The sequence below is a fragment of the Streptomyces sp. NPDC050423 genome (assembly GCF_040655445.1).
In the GTDB taxonomy this organism is placed as follows: domain Bacteria; phylum Actinomycetota; class Actinomycetes; order Streptomycetales; family Streptomycetaceae; genus Streptomyces.
The window spans coordinates 1-17,095 of sequence record NZ_JBFAJY010000052.1; the positions used below are offsets into that span (position 1 = coordinate 1).

11 protein-coding genes are annotated in these 17,095 nt (G+C 68.7%); 6 read left to right on the forward strand and 5 right to left on the reverse strand.

Going from position 1 to position 17,095, the window contains the following annotated elements:
- Positions 1 to 226: 226 nt before the first annotated feature.
- From AB0I52_RS29485 to AB0I52_RS29495, 3 genes are all read right to left on the reverse strand, one after another.
- A complete protein-coding gene (locus tag AB0I52_RS29485; protein ID WP_363077730.1) occupies positions 227 to 580 on the reverse strand; it encodes a hypothetical protein in 354 nt (117 codons plus the stop codon).
- Positions 581 to 668: 88 nt separating this feature from the next.
- Positions 669 to 1,673: an NADP-dependent oxidoreductase gene (locus AB0I52_RS29490; RefSeq protein ID WP_363077732.1), complete on the reverse strand. Its 1,005-nt coding sequence runs from the start codon at positions 1,671 to 1,673 to the stop codon at positions 669 to 671.
- 303 nt (positions 1,674 to 1,976) lie between these two features.
- The gene (locus AB0I52_RS29495) at positions 1,977 to 2,669 is read right to left on the reverse strand and encodes an SDR family oxidoreductase (protein ID WP_363077734.1); all 693 of its coding nucleotides are present in this window, start codon (positions 2,667 to 2,669) and stop codon (positions 1,977 to 1,979) included.
- Positions 2,670 to 2,784: 115 nt separating this feature from the next.
- On the opposite strand from AB0I52_RS29495, the gene AB0I52_RS29500 reads away from it, so the two are divergent.
- Together AB0I52_RS29500 and AB0I52_RS29505 are read left to right on the forward strand one after the other, a co-directional pair.
- A complete protein-coding gene (locus AB0I52_RS29500; protein WP_363077736.1) occupies positions 2,785 to 3,357 on the forward strand; it encodes a TetR family transcriptional regulator in 573 nt (190 codons plus the stop codon).
- 644 nt (positions 3,358 to 4,001) lie between these two features.
- On the forward strand, positions 4,002 to 4,304 hold the full coding sequence (locus AB0I52_RS29505; RefSeq protein WP_363077738.1) for a hypothetical protein: 303 nt from the start codon (positions 4,002 to 4,004) through the stop codon (positions 4,302 to 4,304).
- Positions 4,305 to 4,410: 106 nt separating this feature from the next.
- On the opposite strand, the gene AB0I52_RS29510 is transcribed toward AB0I52_RS29505, so the two are convergent.
- A complete protein-coding gene (locus AB0I52_RS29510; RefSeq protein WP_363077740.1) occupies positions 4,411 to 4,686 on the reverse strand; it encodes a hypothetical protein in 276 nt (91 codons plus the stop codon).
- Between the two features lie 133 nt (positions 4,687 to 4,819).
- Complete coding sequence (locus AB0I52_RS29515) at positions 4,820 to 11,029, reverse strand: DNRLRE domain-containing protein (RefSeq protein WP_363077742.1); 6,210 nt, start codon at positions 11,027 to 11,029, stop codon at positions 4,820 to 4,822.
- 511 nt (positions 11,030 to 11,540) lie between these two features.
- On the opposite strand from AB0I52_RS29515, the gene AB0I52_RS29520 reads away from it, so the two are divergent.
- The 4 genes from AB0I52_RS29520 to AB0I52_RS29535 all read left to right on the forward strand — a co-directional run bounded on the left by AB0I52_RS29520 (position 11,541) and on the right by AB0I52_RS29535 (position 16,991).
- Positions 11,541 to 11,819, forward strand: a complete 279-nt coding sequence (locus AB0I52_RS29520) for a hypothetical protein (protein WP_363077744.1) — start codon at positions 11,541 to 11,543, stop codon at positions 11,817 to 11,819.
- A 66-nt stretch (positions 11,820 to 11,885) separates the two neighbouring features.
- Positions 11,886 to 12,458, forward strand: a complete 573-nt coding sequence (locus tag AB0I52_RS29525) for a tyrosine-type recombinase/integrase (RefSeq protein ID WP_363077746.1) — start codon at positions 11,886 to 11,888, stop codon at positions 12,456 to 12,458.
- A 1,015-nt stretch (positions 12,459 to 13,473) separates the two neighbouring features.
- Positions 13,474 to 14,781, forward strand: a complete 1,308-nt coding sequence (locus AB0I52_RS29530) for a hypothetical protein (protein ID WP_363077748.1) — start codon at positions 13,474 to 13,476, stop codon at positions 14,779 to 14,781.
- Entirely contained in the window at positions 14,778 to 16,991 is a 2,214-nt protein-coding gene (locus AB0I52_RS29535) for a tetratricopeptide repeat protein (protein WP_363077750.1), read from the forward strand. The genes AB0I52_RS29530 and AB0I52_RS29535 overlap by 4 nt, the downstream gene beginning before the upstream one ends.
- Positions 16,992 to 17,095 lie beyond the last annotated feature (104 nt).

Below are 17,095 nucleotides of genomic sequence, written 5' to 3' on the forward strand. Positions count from 1 at the left end.
GGTGACCAGGACGACAAGAGCCGTATGACCGGAGACGGTCACGTACGGATCTGTGGGAGCCCGGGGGCGAAATCCCCCGGGCCACCCGACTTCGCGCGGGACAAGATGAGGTAGACACCGCTGCACGGTGTCGCTTCATCGACGCGGAGAAGGCGTGCGAGGGCAATCCCGCAGGTCACAGCGTTGCTTTGCTCTGCCGCGTGCTGGGATTACCCCGCTCCACCTACTACGCGCACCTGTCCTCGCGGCCGGCCCGGGCGGTGCGGGAGAGGGCCGAGGAGCTACTGGTGGGCGAGATCCGGGTGTTGCATGCCAGCTCACGCGGCGCATAGGTGGAGCCGCCGGAAGCGCCGACGCCGCGGTTGTCGAAGATGATCACCGGGCGTCGGGCGGCGAGTCCGTCGACGACGCGGGGATCCCAGTTGTCAAGGACTGCGGACAGGTGGTTGAGGGGGATCAGTGGTACGCCGTCGTCAGGGCCGAGCTGCCGGTAGGCGAAAGTCACGCCACGCACGGACATGGAGCGGTTCGGCGTGTTCTTGTACGACATCGGGGTGGGGGAACTGGACGGTGTGCTCATGGCCGGGCCCTGGGGTGGTGTGTGTGGGGGAGGGTGCACGGTCTTCTCGTCGTTGGAGGCGGCTGGTGCCTGGGGCGCGTGCCCGCTCTCACGTCATCGTGACGACGACTTTGCCGGCCTTTGTCCGTCCCTTTTCGACGTACTCCATGGCCTGGAGGGTTTCTTCGAATGGGAAGACGCGGTCGACGACGGGGCGGATCTTCCCGGCGTCGATGAGCGGGGTGAGTTCGCGCAGCTGGTCGCCACTGGCCTTCATGAACAGGAACGAGTACGTCACGCCGTGGCGCTTCGCGCTGCGCCGGGTCTTGAAGCTGAGCGCGGTCATGGCCAGGCGGAGGATCGGGTTCACGCCGAGCTCACGGGCGAAGGCCGGGTCGGGCGGTCCCGCGACGCTGATGGCCATGCCGCCGGGCTTGAGTACGCGCAGGGACTTGGCGAGGTTCTCGCCGCCGAGGCTGTCAAGGACGACGTCGTAGCCGTCGAGGACCTCCTCGAAGTCCTGCGTGCGGTAGTCGACGACGACGTCCGCGCCGAGGTCCTTGGCCAGGTCGACCTTCGCGCTGCTCACGGTGGTGGCCACGTGCGCGCCCAGCGCCTTGGCCAGCTGGACGGCGATGGAGCCGAGGCCGCCGGCGCCCGCGTGGATGAGGACCTTCTGGCCCGGCTGAACCTGCGCCCGCTCGACCAGTGCCTGCCATGCGGTCAGGGCAACCAGAGGGAGGGAGGCGGCCTCGGCCATGGTGAGCGTGGCCGGTTTTGGTGCCAGGTCGGCCTGGTGAACAGCGATAAGTTCGGCGAAGGTACCGATGCGGTCCTTGTCGGGCCGGGCGTAGACCTCGTCGCCCTCCGCGAACCGGGTGACGGACGGGCCGACCCGGACGACCGTCCCGGCAAGGTCGTTGCCCAGAACGAGCGGGAGACGATAGGGCAGGAACGCCTTGAAGTCCCCATTGCGGATCCTGAGGTCCAGCGGGTTGACGCCAGCCGCGTGGATCTTGACCACGACGTCGTCTGCGCCTACCTGCGGGTCGGGTAGCTCGGCGGCGCGCATCCCGGCTTGGTCACCGTACTTCTCGACCATAAAGGCCCTCATCGTCGTCTCCGTTCTGTGTTCCGTCCTTGAGAGGGCGGGGTCTCTGCTCGTCCGGCCGTAGACCAGTACGAAATTGTTTGTGTTGTTTGCTGGCTGCGGCGCAGGCGTGCTGTGTCCTCAGCCGCGTTCACCCCATCAGGCGACCGGCACGACCGGGGCGGTGATCCGGTCGGCGACACCTCCCTGAAGGCGGTCCAGGGAGGCGGCGATCCCCTCGTGCGGCGCGCCGAGCAGCACCGTGCTGACCTCGGTCCTTGCGTGAAGGGGTGTGAAGGTGGTCGCGCCGGGGTGGAGGGGTGAGCGTCAGTCCGCGATCGGCTGGGGTGCCGCGGACAGGCTCTGCTTGACGTACCGGCTGGTCTCGTCGGCGAGGATCTCGGGCAGGCCGGTCTCGATGCCGTACAGGGCCTGGGCCGCGACGTCGGCGGCGGCGACCTTCTGATCGGCGGGCACGCCGGCGGCCATGTCGGTGTCCATGTAGCCGACGTGCAGCGCCGAGACGGCGATGCCGCGGGGCGCCAACTCGTCGCGGGTGGCACCGGTCAGTGCCCAAGCGGCGGCCTTGGACGCGGCGTAGGAGCCGAGGCCGGCCGGGTGGAACCAGGACAGGGCGGACAGGACGTTGAGTACGGTGCCGCCGCCGTTGCCCTCGATGACGGGGGCGAAGGCGCGGGTCGCGGCGAGCGGGCCGAAGAAGTTGGTCTCCATCTCCCGGCGCACCTCAGCCACGTCGCCTCCGATCAGCGACGCGCCGGTGGAGATGCCCGCGTTGTTGATCAGCAGTGTCGCGTCGGACGCCACGCGCGCGGCCTCTCGTATCGACGCCTCGTCCGTGACGTCAAGCCGCAGCGGGATGACGCCCGGCACGTCAACCGTCTCGGGGCGTCGGGCCGCGCCGTACACCTTGGTGCCGCGCTCGACGAGCTGGGCGGCCAAGTGCCGCCCGAAGCCCCGGTTGGCGCCGGTGACGACCGCGACCGCGTTCTTCAGTTCCATGCTCGCTCCTGGTCGTGGCGGGCGCCGTCGGCCACCCGCGAGGATTTAGATTATGAAGTCAATCTAAACACGGGTCTATGATAGATGCCAGTCGACATCCAAACGGGAGGTGGTCATGGGCCGCGTATCGCAGGCGCAGGCGGAGGAGAATCGCAGGCGGGTGGTGGACGCCGCGTCCCGGCTGTTCCGCGAGCAGGGCATGCAGGTCAGCGTCGTCGACCTGATGAAGGCGGCCGGTCTGACTCACGGTGCCTTCTACAAGCAGTTCGCCTCCAAGGAGGCGCTCGTCGACGAGGCCACCGCCCACGCCTTCGCCGAGCTCGCCCAACGCCACAGTGCCGGGCTCGAGCGGCACGACGGGCAGCGCGCCGCCGCCCAGCAGGCGCTGATCGACACCTACCTCTCCGTCGAGCACCGCGACGCCCCGGCGGACGGCTGCCCGGTCGCCGCGCTCGCCACCGACATCGCGCGCGCGGGCGGGGGGCGCGAGGCCCGCCGCGTCTACGCCGAAGGGGTGGCCGACTTCGCCGATTTCCTGGCCGGTGACGAGCAGGACGGCATCGTCCGGCTCTGCACCCTGTTCGGTGCGCTGGTCCTGTCCCGGGCCACCAAGGGCTCCCCGCTCTCCGGGGAGATCCTCGCCGCCGCGCACGCAGCCTTGACCGCGCAGGCTGATCAAGGGCAGTAGGCAGACCATCAGCCTCGGCGGTCGGCTCGGGAGGACTTCGATCGCGAACGGCAGCCGAAGTGGCCGGGGGCGGGGCGGGGCGAACGACGTTGTCAGAGGGGCGCGGCTGTGACGCTCCGGCCCGGGGTGGGCCGTTTCGGTGCCGGGGGAAGGCCCTCTCACCTGCGGATTTCTCTGGCTGGGGAATCGAGACATGGTTCCGATGACACACCATGTGGAGTGCGTGGCGATCCTTGAGCCGGTCGCAAAGGCCGTCTGACCTGCGGGTTCGGATGGTGTGCGTTATGTGCACTGCGAGCGACGATCAGCATCGAGCGGCTGTCGGCACCGCCGGGCCGCAGCAAGGCCCTGGCGGAGAACCAGATCGTCGCCCTGTGGCGCCTGGACATCGCACTGCGCGAGAAGACGTAGTGGAAGATGCTCTACGAGTCCGCCGCACGGCCGATGAAGTGCTGTGCCTGAATGTGGAAGACCTGTGCCCGCAGGACAAGCGGGGGAAGACCACCGCCGAGGGCGGAGCGACCGAGTGGGTTCACTGGCAGTCCGGTACTGCTCAGTTGTTGCCCTGTCCAATCGGCCGCCGGACCCGCGGCCCACCGTTCCTCACCGACCGCAAGGCTCCAGCTGGGACGCCGGCGTCGGACGTGTGCTCGGAAACCGGTCAGGCCCGGCTCTCCTGCCGGTGGGCTGAGGGGATCTTCGAGGAGAACACCCGACTGCTGGCCAATCCGTTCGCCTCATCCGAGGACATGGACGGCTGGACCCTCCACCGGCTCCGCCACAGTGCCTTGACACACGACGTCGAGGACGGCACCTCCACCCCGATGCTGCTGGCCCGCCCCCGACACGCCTTCCTCCGCTCCCTGGAGCTACACGCCCGCCCCGGCGTCGACGCAGTCGCCCGGCACGTCGCCGGACGCGACCCCGCCGCCCGCCGTCGTCGATGAACTCCGGAACCCATCGGTGGGTTTCTGGCTCCCTGGTGTCCGAGCCGGGATTGCCGGGCCCATGCGTGGCCCCCTCCCGTGCCCGAAGCGTTTCGGGTGGGGTTTTCTATTGCTTCGCCGTCAGCGTGTGCCGGTTCTTGTCGGCGCGTACTTCCACCAGAGACACCGCGATCGCGGCCAGGGTCAGGGGGAAGGCCGCAACCTCTGCGATCTGCGGGATGTCAACGGCTCGCAGCAGACTGGCCGCGACGGACAGCGTCAGCAGGCTGAGGGGGAGGTACCTGCGCCACGTGGGCAGGTCGCGCATTTTGGCGACGCGCACCGAACACCAAAGGGTGAAGCAGAATATGGAGATTCCAATGATGGCGATCACGAACAGCATGCGACGTGTCTTTCGTGTGGTGGGCTGCGGGGCAGGGCGGCTTCGCCACCTGGTGGGGACTGCATAGCAAGTGCGGCGCTCCACAGTGGTTTCCGTGGAGCGCCACACTATTCAACTTCGGTCGGTGTCCGGGTCAGCCTCTGGTGTAGACGATATGGCTGGAGGAGACGTAGGTCCGTGATGTCCGGGTCCAGCTCCACCCGCCGGTGCGGGTCCACTTGTAGCCCGACCATGCGACGCGGTACGTGGTGCGGTCGCGGTAGGAGTACTGGTAGCGGGTCTCGAAGGTTGCCAGGATCTTCTGCCGGCCCCAGCCGTACCAGGCCACGACCTTGCACTTGAAGACGTACTGCTTGCGGTACCTGTACTGGCGCTTCCAGGACGTGATGGGCAGCGGGCCCCAGTCGCCGCTGACGACGTCCCAGAACCAGTGGTAGTTGTAGCTCTGCCAGCTGGCGTAGCTCCAGCTGGTGGTGCGCAGGGTGGTGGTGTAACTACGACCGGTCCAGGCGTGCTTGGGGACCCGGCAGGTCGCGCAGCCGGTCACGTCGTCGTTGTTGATCGGGTCGGCGCAGGCGTAGTCGTAGGCGTTGCAGCTGCCTCCGGGTACCGGGTCGGCGGACAGGAAGCGCCCCAGGGCGGGGCTGTAGAGGCGCACGCCCATGAGGGTGAGATCGGTGAGCGTCTCACTGGAGCGGTGCATGCCGCCGTGCCATCCGTAGCGGGTGGCGGCCTGGTCCGCGGTGCGGTTGCCGTACTCGTCGGTGTTGAGGACCGTAGCAGCCTGCCCTGCGGTGGTGGGCAGCTGGATGGCTACGTCACCGTGCAGATTGACCAGGTGCAGGACGACGCCGCCGCTCTTGGCGGTGGTCGCGGCGAGCTGGCCGTCGAAGCCGTTGACACTGCGGGTCAGGGCGCCGCTGGCGGTGTCTTCCACGATCCAGCGCGGGCTGTCGGTGTCGGAGCTGTAGTGGTTGAGTTTGGACTGGGTCTTGGTCCAGCTGCCCGAGGCGTTGGTCTCGACCGTCGAGGCACGGGGTCGCAGTTGGGTGTCGAGGGTCCAGATCTGGCGCTGGGCTCCCGTGGTCTGCTGGCGGACCAGGTCGTTGGCGTAGTACGCCAGCGTGGTGCCGGGGGCCGCGGTGGTGCGGCCGAAGGCGTCGTAGGTGTAGCCGGCATCGACCAGGCGGTCGGCGCTGTCGTAGGTGTGACCGGTGGTCGTCGCCCCTGTGGTGGTGCACTCCAGCCCGGGCGCCGCGGCCGCGGTGGCCAGGGTCTTGCGGTTGGAGTTCTTGTCGAAGGTGTAGCTGCGGGTGACGCAGGTGCCGTCGACGGCGTCGTCCGCTGCGCGGGCCAGCCGGCCGGCCTTGTCGTAGGTGTATGTCTCTCCGGCGGTCTGGCCGGCGGAGCCGGTGTAGGAGGAGCGCTGCCCGTGAACGGTGGGCACGATGGTTTCGGAGAAGAGTATTTCCCCGTCGCCGTCGCGGCTGTAGCTCCGGCCGGTGGGCATGCCCACCGGGTTGGTGTTCTGGCGCATGGTGAAGCCGCCGGGCAGTTTGCGGGTCAGGACCTGGCCGTCGGCGTCGTAGGTGACGGTGAACGTGCCCGCCACCGAGTCGGTGATGGAGCTGGGCAGTCCTCGGGGGTCGGCCGTGGTGTCATAGCCGTAGGCGGTACTGGAGGGGATGTTGTCGCTCACCAGGAGCGGCTGCCCCTCGGCGTCGTACTGGCTGGTGGTCACGCCGCCGTCGGCGTCGGTGTAGGAGATCAGCCGGCCGAGCTGGTCGTAGCTCTTCTTGATCGTTCCGCTGATCGCTCCGCTCTCTGTGGACGTGATCGTGGCGACCTTGCCGCTCTCCGGGTCGTACGTCGTTGTTACGGCCGGGACGGCGGTGCCGGTCCCTCCGCTGGTGATGACCTGCGATGCGCGGCCTGCGGCGTCGTAGGTGGTGGTCTTGACGCGGGTGCTGCCGTTGGCGGTCTCGGTCAGCTTGGAGGTCTCGCCCCACCGGTCGTACTCGGCGGTCGTGGTCACCAGCTCGGACGGATTGGATCCGCCGCCCGTGACCGTGGCGGCGGGGCGGGTGCGGCACTCCTCATCGGCCCATTCCGGCTTCCCGCCGCAGACGCCGGTGCCGTCACCGGTGTAGTAGTCGGTGATCTGGGTGCCTGCGTCGGTTCCGCTGGAAGCGGGCAGGCTACGGCTGATCAGGCGCCCGGAGCTGTCGTAGGCGGCCTTTTCCGTGATAGCCAGGCCGCCCGGGTCCTCGATGGTGCTGGTGAGCTGGCCCTTGGCCCAGTCGTAGACCGTCTGGGTGACCCGCGCGTCGGCACCGAGTGCCGGCCAGTTGCGCAGTTGCGCGCTCACGGTGCTCTTGGTGACCTTGTCGGACACGGAGGCCGTACCGTCGGTGGGGCGCCCGTTGTCGTATTCGCTGACCGTGCGGTGCCGGGCAATGGCCTGCTCGCCCGAGACCGCGACCGTGGTGGCGCCCTCCTTCAGGTCCGCTTCCAGCACGATGCGGTGCAGGGGGCCGAGCGTCTCTACTTCACGAGAGCCGTCGGCGTTGTAGATACCGCGGTTGGACAGCAGCTCCGCTCGCTCCGCCGTCGGCAGGGCAGCGATTCCGAGATCGGCGAGCTGCGCCCTGGCCGAGTCGGTGCCCCCGAGCGCCAGGGCGCGGTTGGCTGCCGACAGCTCCCTGACGGCGTTGCCGAACTGGTCGTACTCGGTGGTGGTGATGTTCTTGCCGGCATCAGCGGTGTTGACCTCTCGGCCGGAGCCGTCGAGGTAGTGCACCATGGCGCGACGGTAGTCGGCTGCGGTCAGAGCCCGGCCGTCGTTCGAGGAGGGCACCGCGTCGACGGGGAAGACGGCGGTGGCATCGGTGGGGGCCTCGAGCTGCCCCCACGCCTTGACGTTACTGGCGCCCAGCAGGTGCGGTGCCGTAGTTCCGGTCAGCGGAACGCCGTAGACGATGGTCGTCTCGGCGGTGTTTCCGTCGGTTTCGCCGGCGGATCCGGCCTTGAGAGTGGGACGGGTGACTTTGAGCAGCATCCCATCGCCGGAGAGCGGGTCGCTGCCCACCTTTCCGTAGGTGAAGCTCCAGGGCAGCTGCGCCGGGGGCTTCATCTGGGTGACGCGCCCGGCACCGTCGTAGGTGTAGGCCACCTTCAGCGCGGGGCTGATCCTGGGGTCCCAGGTCTCGCGCAGACGCCCGGCGTCGTCGTAGGTGTACGACGCCACAGCAGTGGCGGTGGCTGCCGCGGCACCGGGGGATGTCGTCCACAGACGGATCCCGGAGACCTGGTCCTTGAAATCGCCGAGGGACGAGCTGGTCGCGGTGGTGGAGGTGGCGTACATGAACTCCAGGACCCGGCAGCCCCGGGTCGACGGGGTGGCCTCGCAGGTGCCGAGCGTCACCGCGCTGGTGGCCGCGATGACCCGCTTGGGCCGAGCCAGGACCTTGCCGTCAACGGTGACGGCTTCGGAGATGACCTCCGTGGTGGAGTTGGCCTGCCCGTCGATCAGCGAGCGGGAGACGGGCCATGCGGTATTCGAACCCGCCACCGGACTGAAGGTGGTGACACTGCCGTCGGTGTCCGACAGAGTGAAGTCACCGGATGCGAAAGAGCCCTTGAGTGTCAGGTCTTCGCTGCCCGGCTCGGGGACCCAGCCGGTCTTGGCCGCGTTGGCGGTGAAGGAGAACGTCTCACCGTCGGCCGTGACGACGTCCAGGGATGTCGCCGAGGTCTTGCGCAGCTCCGAATAGTCCGACCGGGCTGCCTGGGCGACCGTTCCCGCCACCCACTCCTTGCCGAAGATGGGTGCCTGGCCGTCCTGCTCGGCCCCGGCGTTCGCCGAGCGGGAGGAGACACTGCGGGTGACCGTCATGCCGAGCACCGATACATCGGTTCCCGACAGGGTGTAGTCGCCGGTGAGGAGATTGAGCGAGCCGGGGCCTGCCTCGGCTGCCGCGGCTCCGTCGGCGTTGCGGTCGACCACGATCGCCAGCGGCTCGGTCGCTCCGCCGGCGCCGGACGGACCGGTGAAGTCGGCCCTGATCTGAACGGAACCGTCCGGGTCGACCGTGTCGGTGGCGTTCCAGACCAGAGCGGCGTTCCTGCCGTTGGTCAACGGCACCGGCCACGCCGTCAGCGGCGTTCCACCTGCCGTGACATGACCGGCGGGGATCGTCGTCCACGCATCGGCATCCGAGCGCCGCCACGAGAAGGAGACCTTGTCGTACGTACCGGCCTCGGCCTCGGCGACCAGCGGCACCCGGCGTGCGGTGCGCTCACCGTCGGCTGGCTGAATGAATCCGCCGGGTCCGGCATGGAAGGCGTACTCGGCAGGCTCCGACTTGTTGTCCGCCTTGTCCACGGACCGCACCTGCAGGGTGTGTGTGCCGTTCTTGGGCGGGCTGACGGAAAGGGCCTTGTCCGCGCTCGCGCCGCCGGTGGTGACCTTGGACCAGGTCACTCCGTCCAGAGACCATTCCAGCCAGTTGTGGTCGGCCGCGGGCGGAGTGACCGTGAAGGTACCTGCCTGCCCCACACCCTTGACCCACTGGCCCGGCGGGTAGTCGGTCGAAGTGATCTTCGTCGGGGCCGAGGGGGAGCTGGTGTCGACGGTGAACGTCTTCCACTCCGACCACCCCACGTTGTAGTGGGTGCCGTCATACGGCGAGGTGCGGAACTTATAGGTCTTGCCGTTGCTCAGCACACCCGAGGGAACAGTCACCGAGGCAGCCTCCCCGGAGGGGACGTACGGAGAGACGATGACATCACCGACCTGGGCATTCGTGGCGTTGTCAAAGATCTGGAAAGTGCCGTTGACCTTGTCGCCGTTGGCGTCGACGAACGTGTCGCGCAGCGTGGGTGTGACGGTATCGACGGTGTAAGCGCCGGCGTAGGAGAAGTACGGGGGGCCGGCCTCCTGCTTGGTGCCGGTGCGCGGCCGGTAGTTGTACGTGACGACCAGCTTGGGCGGGTTGGCGGCGGCGTTCGCCGAGTTGACCCGCTTCCACTGTGCCGTAACGGTCTCGGCGGCAGCTCGCAGTCCCAGGTGGCCGCGGGTGGTCTTGGCCGATGCCCATTCCTGCACCAGCGTCGTGACGTCGGCGTTGATCCACCCGTCGGGCTGGGTGGTGCACGAGGCGTTGCCGCGTGTCTCGGTGGAGGTGGCCTTCCTGGCTGTCATGGCGGGCCGGTTAGTCCACCGGCTGGATGTGGAGGCCGCGCCGGACGACCACACCTCCCACGGGTACGCCTTGCAGTCCACGTTGTTGGCCGAGTGGAAGTTCCACAGCGACAGCTTCGCGTTCGAGACCAGCGCGTCCTGGATCGGCGAGGTGTTCCAGGAGATGAAGGACTGCGCGATGCGGGGGGTGCCGTCCGCGTTCGTCGTTCCGGGGTTGCCCAGATCCAGCTCCACGTCGTTCGACCAGTCGACGGTCTCGCCCTGCTGGACATAGGTGTCGAAGACGCTGGAGAGGGAGGAGGTGGAGGGGTCCACCGTCACCGGGTACTTCGTCCTGGGGTCGGCGAGAAACGTTGCGTCCGGTGTGATCACCAGATCGGTCGAGGAACCCCTGGCCACGACCTTCATCGCGGCAGGAACGCGGCGGGTGTGCTCACCGGAGCGCTCGTCGACGGTGGAGTCCCACATCACTGGCGCCGGCATCACTGCCTGCTTCTTGTTCTTCGTGTCGGTGAACAGCACGCTGCCGTCGGCCTGCTGCTTCGCTTTCAGGCCCTTGGCCTTCAGCGGCAGGGTGTAGGCGTAGTCGGCGGTGGTGGGCTTCTGCTTGATCTCGACGAACTGCTCGAAACCTGTACGGGTCGCCTCTACCACCACGTCCGCGCCGGGCACCGCGTTGACGTACTCCGCGCGCGTGCCGGCCAGTTCCGGCGCCGGCAGGCTGCCCTTCCACTGGAGGGTGATCTGCTGATCCCCGTCGCCGAGGGTGACCAGGTCGGTTCCCTCGGCGGCTTGCGCCGCCTTCATCGAGGCGGAGGGACCGCCGCTCTTCCCAGCGATCCTCAGCCCGCGGGGGTGCGCTTTCGGCTCCACGGAGCCGTCTGCGGCGCGGACCAGATCAAGGTCGACGTCCCGCCATTCACCGGTGGTCCCGTCCTCGAACCGGACCGGCCCCGGCGTCAGCTCAGTGGTGAGCGATCCGTCCTTGTTGGCCCATGTGGTGGACGTCTCCGTCCGCTCCGACAGAGCCTCGACGCGCTTGCCGGACAACCGCGCGGTCACCCGCGCGGATGCAATGTCAACTGCCTGGGTGGCCGCGGGCCTTTCCGGCGCTGAGGCTGCCTGCGTAGGCGCAGACATGGCCGGACTTGTGCTGTCGAGCAGCGTGATGGCCAGGGCTAGAGCAAGGCTGCCCGCTACGTAGCGCGAGCTGTTGCCCAACCATGGTCTCCCGCGCTGATGGTGCGCGGGTGTGTGAGCTGTCATCGTTCCTCGGCCCCCTGCTGCTTACGCATCACTTATGTGATGTAAATATGAAGGTAACGAGGAGGGGAAGATCACGAACTCGGACAGATGCGCTTGAGAGCGACGGGTGATCGACGCAGAGTGCTGTGAAGTCCATCACGTTGACGTGGTCAAAATTCGTCGCCTACCCCGTTTCCGTGAACTCACACCCAATCTCTCGGATCAGTCGAATATGCAGGCCAGTTGACGGTGTGCGTTCTAGCGGAACCTGTGAAGAATGCGCCGCGTGTGGGGTTGCAGGGTGGCGAACGAGGGGTGGGGCTGCGTGCAGCGTGAGGGGTTTATTCGCAACTGTCCCGTGCCGCGTCTGGGGAACAGGCCCCTGGACGGGCTGACGCGGTGAGACGTGGAGAAGTTCGCCAAGGACCTTCACGGGGGTGGTGCTGGGCTGGCGGCTTCGACGGTCAACGACCGCATGGTCTTGGTGGCTGCCGTGTTGGAGGCGGCCGTCGTCGACAAGTGGATCCCGGACAATCCCGCACGGGCATCCGGGTGTCCCGTGCGGGATGCGCCGGTGGTGGACGAGGACGAGATCCCGACGCCGGGTGAGGTCGATCTGATCGCGGAACACATCGCGCCGCAGTGCCGGCTCACCGTCTGCCTTCAGTCCGGCACAGGCCGGTGACCCAGCGAGGCCCTGGCCTTTGCTGCCGGGTGCCGGCGGCCCGGTTTCGTCAGGGTCCGTTGGCAGGTGAGCGCCAAGGCCCACCGCGCTGACTGCCGCGCAGCCTTCGTGCCGCTCAAGAACCACGTGGAGGGCGAGTACCGCGATGTTCCGGCCGCCCCGTTCATCGAGCGGGAGATCGACGCTCACCTCCTGAGGTGGAAGCCTGTGCCCGTGGTCTTCACCGGGAGGAAGAGGAAGCGGCGGCGGCTTGAGGTCTTCTTCGCGCCGCGTCAGTGTGGCAAGGGCGTGATGCCGACCTTCTCCACGTACGGCTACCACTTCAAGAAGGCGTGTGTGTCGGCGGGCCTGGTCGATGTGGACAGGACGGCGAAGTACACGCCCGGCAGTTTCAGGCACTTCTTCGCCTCGGCTGCCCTGGCCAACGGTGTTCTGATCCACGAGGTCTCGCGCCGGCTCGGCCATCGGTCCATCAAGATGACTGTCGATACTTACGGGCACCTCGTGCCCCGGGCCTGGCACCGTTGCCGGGAAATCCTGCAGAACGCCATGCGTCCGGCACCCCGAGGCTCCTCGGAGAGCCGCCTCGCCGCACCCAGCCTGCGTTCCCTCGCCGAGGGCTCACCCGGTCAAGTTTGACGGCAGGCGTCGACGGCCACCTCCCACCCGAGACGTGGTGGGAGCGCCACATCAAACGTTCCGCCTCAACGTGTGAGCGGTGCAAGAAGGAGCCGGTCTCCGCGGAGGCCGGCCCTTCTGTGTCACCGGGGGTCGGGCCCCGAGAGGGTTGAGCGGCTGCGTCGTGCGCCCGAAGGGCGCCAAGTAGGTCATGTGCGTACAACGCGCGGTGGGGTGATGGCTGTTCTGGGCTGCCTCTCCGGGGCCGTGGGTGCAACGTGCGCCTAGCGTTCGGGGGTCATCACGGATGGTCGCCGTGCGCCCGAGGAAGTTCACAGCCCCTCCACGGGGCGGGCGTATCTCCGCCCTCAAGTGGAGTAGTGGCGGCGACTTTCGGCCAGGAAGATCGGGATGAGGGGCCGGCGGTCCCGTGCCGGGCGGCCAGGCAGGGGATGTCGTCGGGGCGCGGGGGTGGGTGGGGGTGTGACCTTGGGCTTTGGGCTCGGGGTGGGGGTGCGGCCCGGTTGTGGGCGGGGGCGGGGTCGGGCCGGCGCCGGTGGCTCCGGTGGTCCGGGCAGGGGTGTGGCCGGTGGAAGGACTCGCCGCTGCTTGGGTTTGTTTTTGGTTTTGTGGCAGGTGAGGCCGAGGTCGGCCGTATCAAACCCGTGCACCGCATCTCGACCGAAACAATTCCCATGAACTCTTTCTCGGACTTCAGGTTCTGGTGAGGTGCCCGGAGCCGGTGCTATAAGTAACGAGCCCAAGGCCAAGGACTGAATGAATTCGCAACGGTCTGTGTGCCGGCCGAGAAAGATCATTCCATCGAAAGGGGAGATCCCGATGAAGAAGATCGTCGTACGCAAGACCGGCGGTGTGAAGCTTACTACGAGCGCGAGCGCCTACTGGCCGCCGATGTGTATCGTGGCGCAGAACTGATGCAGGACGTGGTGCCCGGAATTCCTAGAATTCCGGGCACCACGTCGCTGTCCCTAAATGATGCCGGGAGGTCGCCCGGCGAATCCGACGCGGAGGCGGCATGGCGGATACGCGGCAGACCGCGGGGCCTGCATTTCATCAGTTGACATTCGTTCCGGAGGGCGACGAGGTGCTTGTCGGCCGGGCCGACACCGATTCGTACGCCCTCTTTCCCGCCGACGGTGCGATGCTGCTCCGCAAGCTCACCACCGGCATGCCCTTGGCCGACGCCGTCGCCTGGTACAACGCCGCCTACGACGAACCCGTCGACATGGACGACTTCCTGGAAACCCTGAACGAACTGGGGTTTGTTCGGGATGAAGGTGACGATCCGGTCGCTGCGGCGCCGGCTGCCGTACGGTACGCACGGCTCGGTCGGGCGGTCTTCTCGCCGGTGGCCTGGGTCGTCTACGGGGCGATAGCTGTGGTGTGCGTGGTGCTCCTGGTGCGGATGCCCGATGTGCGCCCCTATCCGAGGACTCTATTCTTCAGTGATTCGCTGCTGCTGGTGCAGGTCGGTCTCCTCTTCGCCCAGTTACCATTCGTCTTCCTGCACGAGTCCTTCCATGCGCTGGCCGGCCGGCGCATAGGGATACCCTCTCGTCTCGGCGTCGGGCGTCGACTTTATTTCGTGGTGTTCGAGACGACGCTGAACGGATTGCTCGGGGTTCCCAGGAGAAAGCGATATCTGCCTTTCCTGGCCGGTATGGTCGCCGACGCCCTGATTTTCAGTCTACTGATCTGTGCGGCTGCCGTCGATGCGCATCGACACGGTCATGACCTTTCCTTCGTGGGGCGTTTCACGGTGGCTCTCGCCTTTGTCACCGCGCTTCGGTTCGTCTGGCAGTTCTACCTGTTCCTGCGGACCGACCTCTATTACGTTTTCTCCACAGCTCTCGGCTGCGTCGCCCTGCACGACGCGACGCGTGCGCTCATCCGCAACACCCTCTGTCGTCTGCTGGGGCTGCGGCACCGCGTGGTGGACCTGGAGCAGTGGTCGGACCGGGACCGCAAGGTGGCGCGCTGGTACGCGCCCTTCGCCGCGGCGGGCGTGCTGGTGATGCTGCTGACCGCCGCCGGCACCGCGGTCCCGGTCCTCGTCCACTTCGTGCGCCTCCTCGTCGACCGGCTCGGCCACCCCGGGCATCCGGACTCCGGCTTCTGGGACTCCGTCGGCTTCCTGGCGCTGAGCATCGTGCAGTTCGGGCTGGTCGGCGTGGTGGCCCTGCGCGACCGCGCCCGCGAGCGGCGGCAGCAGCAGCGTACGGAAGCAGCTCCGAAGCCCGCCCCCACCCCGGACACCGCGCCCGCCTTGGACGTCGCACCCCTCCCCGCCACCCTTCACGCAGAACAGGAACGCACCCGATGAGCGAGCAGCCCGCACACCTGTGGATCGTCGGTGTCACCCGCCGGGACCGAGACGCCGCGCTGGACGCCGTCCTCCCCCGGCCCGTCGCGGGTGAGTTCCACGCCGTCAGCAGCCACCACCTCGGCCGGGGCCCGTACGCCGGGACCGCCGCCCTGCTGAACCTGGTGGTGCCCCGGGTGTGGGCCGAGGCGCCGGAGCTGGTGACCGCCCACGATGTCGAACTGCTGTCGGTCGCCCCCGATCTGGAGTCCGTCGTGGCGCCGTCCCGCGAGACCCTCACCTCGCTGGCCATCCCCGAGGAGCGCACCCGGTTCTACGGCCCCGGGCGGACCCGGCGCCTGGCGCACGGTGTGGTGGAGTTCCTGAACCGCTGGGCGGCCGACTCCGGCCGGCCGGTCACCGTACGCTTCGATGCCGTGCATGCGGCGGACGCCACCGAGCAGGAGCTGCTGGCCATCGTCCTGCGCCGGGTGGACCCGGCCCGGCTGCGCGTCGTCGTGGCCACCGCCGACCGGCTGCCGCCGCACGCTGCGGAACTGGCGGGCGCGCTGGCCCGGCACGCCGTACGCGTGGACGCGCCGGCCACCGCCCCGGGCTCCGCCGCGCCGCGGCAAGGCGCCGACCTGGTGCGGGCCTACGTGGATTCCGACGGCACCTCCGACGTCGCCGACGAACGGTCCGCCTACGGGGCCGCGCCCGCGAAGACACGGGCCGAGCTGCACGACGCCAGGGCCGCGGAACTGGAGCGGACCCTGCCGCAGGCACACCGGCTCGGCGCCCTCCCCTACCACCTGGAGCGTGGGAGCGACCCGCACGGCGCGGGGCTGAGGGCGGTGCTGGGGGCGACCGGCCGCTGCGTGGACATGGGCTTCTACCACGCGGCGATCGAACTGGGCCGCCGGGCGCGGGCGCTGGCCGACCCCGAGCGGGACGAGGACGCGTACTGCTCGGCGAGCACCAAGCTGACGAGTTCGCTGGCCGTCCTCGGGAAGGCGGACGAGGCGGAGGAGATCTACTTCGACCTGCGCAGCCGCTTCACCACGCCGATGGTGCACCTGTTCTCCAACTACGCGCTGGGCATGCTGTACACTCGCCACCGCGCGCCCGAGGCCCGTCACCACCTCACAGCCCGCGCCCACCTGCACACCGCCATCGCCCTGGCGTCACAGATGCCCGAGGCGTCCCGCTCGTTCCAGAAGGTCTTCCAGCAGAACGGGCTGGCCCTGGTGGAGATGCACATGGGCAACCTCGTACGGGCCGAGGAGCTGGTGACCGAGGGGCTGGCCCAGCTCGACGCCGACCTGGCGCCGGGCGAGCACGAGTTGCACCGCTCGGTGCTGCTGCACAACCGCGGGCAGGTGCGGGCCGCGCTGGGCCGGGTGGAGGAGGGCGTCGCCGACCTCTCCCGGGTGATCGCCGCCGACCCCAACCACCCCGAGTACTACTTCGACCGGGCCTCGCTCCACCGGCGGTCCGGCGACACCGACGCGGCCCTGGCCGACTACCAATGCGCCATCGACGTCAGCCCGCCGTTCCCCGAGGCGTACTACAACCGCGGTGACCTGCGCGCGGAACTCGGCGACGGCAAGGGCGCCCTCGCCGACTTCGGCTACGTACTGGAACTGGAACCGGACTACCTGCGCGCCCGGATCAACCGCGCCTCCCTGCTGCTGGAGGCCGGCGACCTGGACGGCGCCCGCGCGGACGTGACCGAGGGCCTCGCCCACCACCCCGACAGCGCCGACCTGCTGTGCACCCGCGGTCTCCTCGCGCTGGAGGACGGCGACACCGATGCCGCCCTGGCCGACTTCACCACGGCCCTGGAGTACGACCCGGCCCTCTATGAGGCGCTGGCCAACCGTGCGGTTCTCGCCCAGGAACTGGGCCGGGCCGACGACGCGGTCGAGGACCTCACCCGTGCCCTGGAACTCGTCGGCCCCGAGGCGTCCCTGCTCTACAACCGCGGCTACGTGCACCGCTCCGCCGAGCGGTGGCAGGAGGCGATCGACGACTTCACCGCCGCCCTCGACCTGCCGGACGCCGACCGGGGCGAACTGCTCTGGGAACGGGCCGCCTGCCGTGCCGGAGGCGGCGACCGCGACGGGGCCCGGAGCGACCTGCGCCTGTGCGCCGGCCTGGACGAAGCCCCCTACGCCGACCGGGCCCGTGAGCGCCTGGCGGAACTGACCGGCACTCCGGAGTCGGTGTAGGGGCCGCGCCCTCACCTTCGCTGAACGGATACCGGGGTTGACCCGTCGGTACGGCCGGCGGACCGAGCGCCTTCGGTCGACGCCGGCCGCGATCGGCCTTGCGC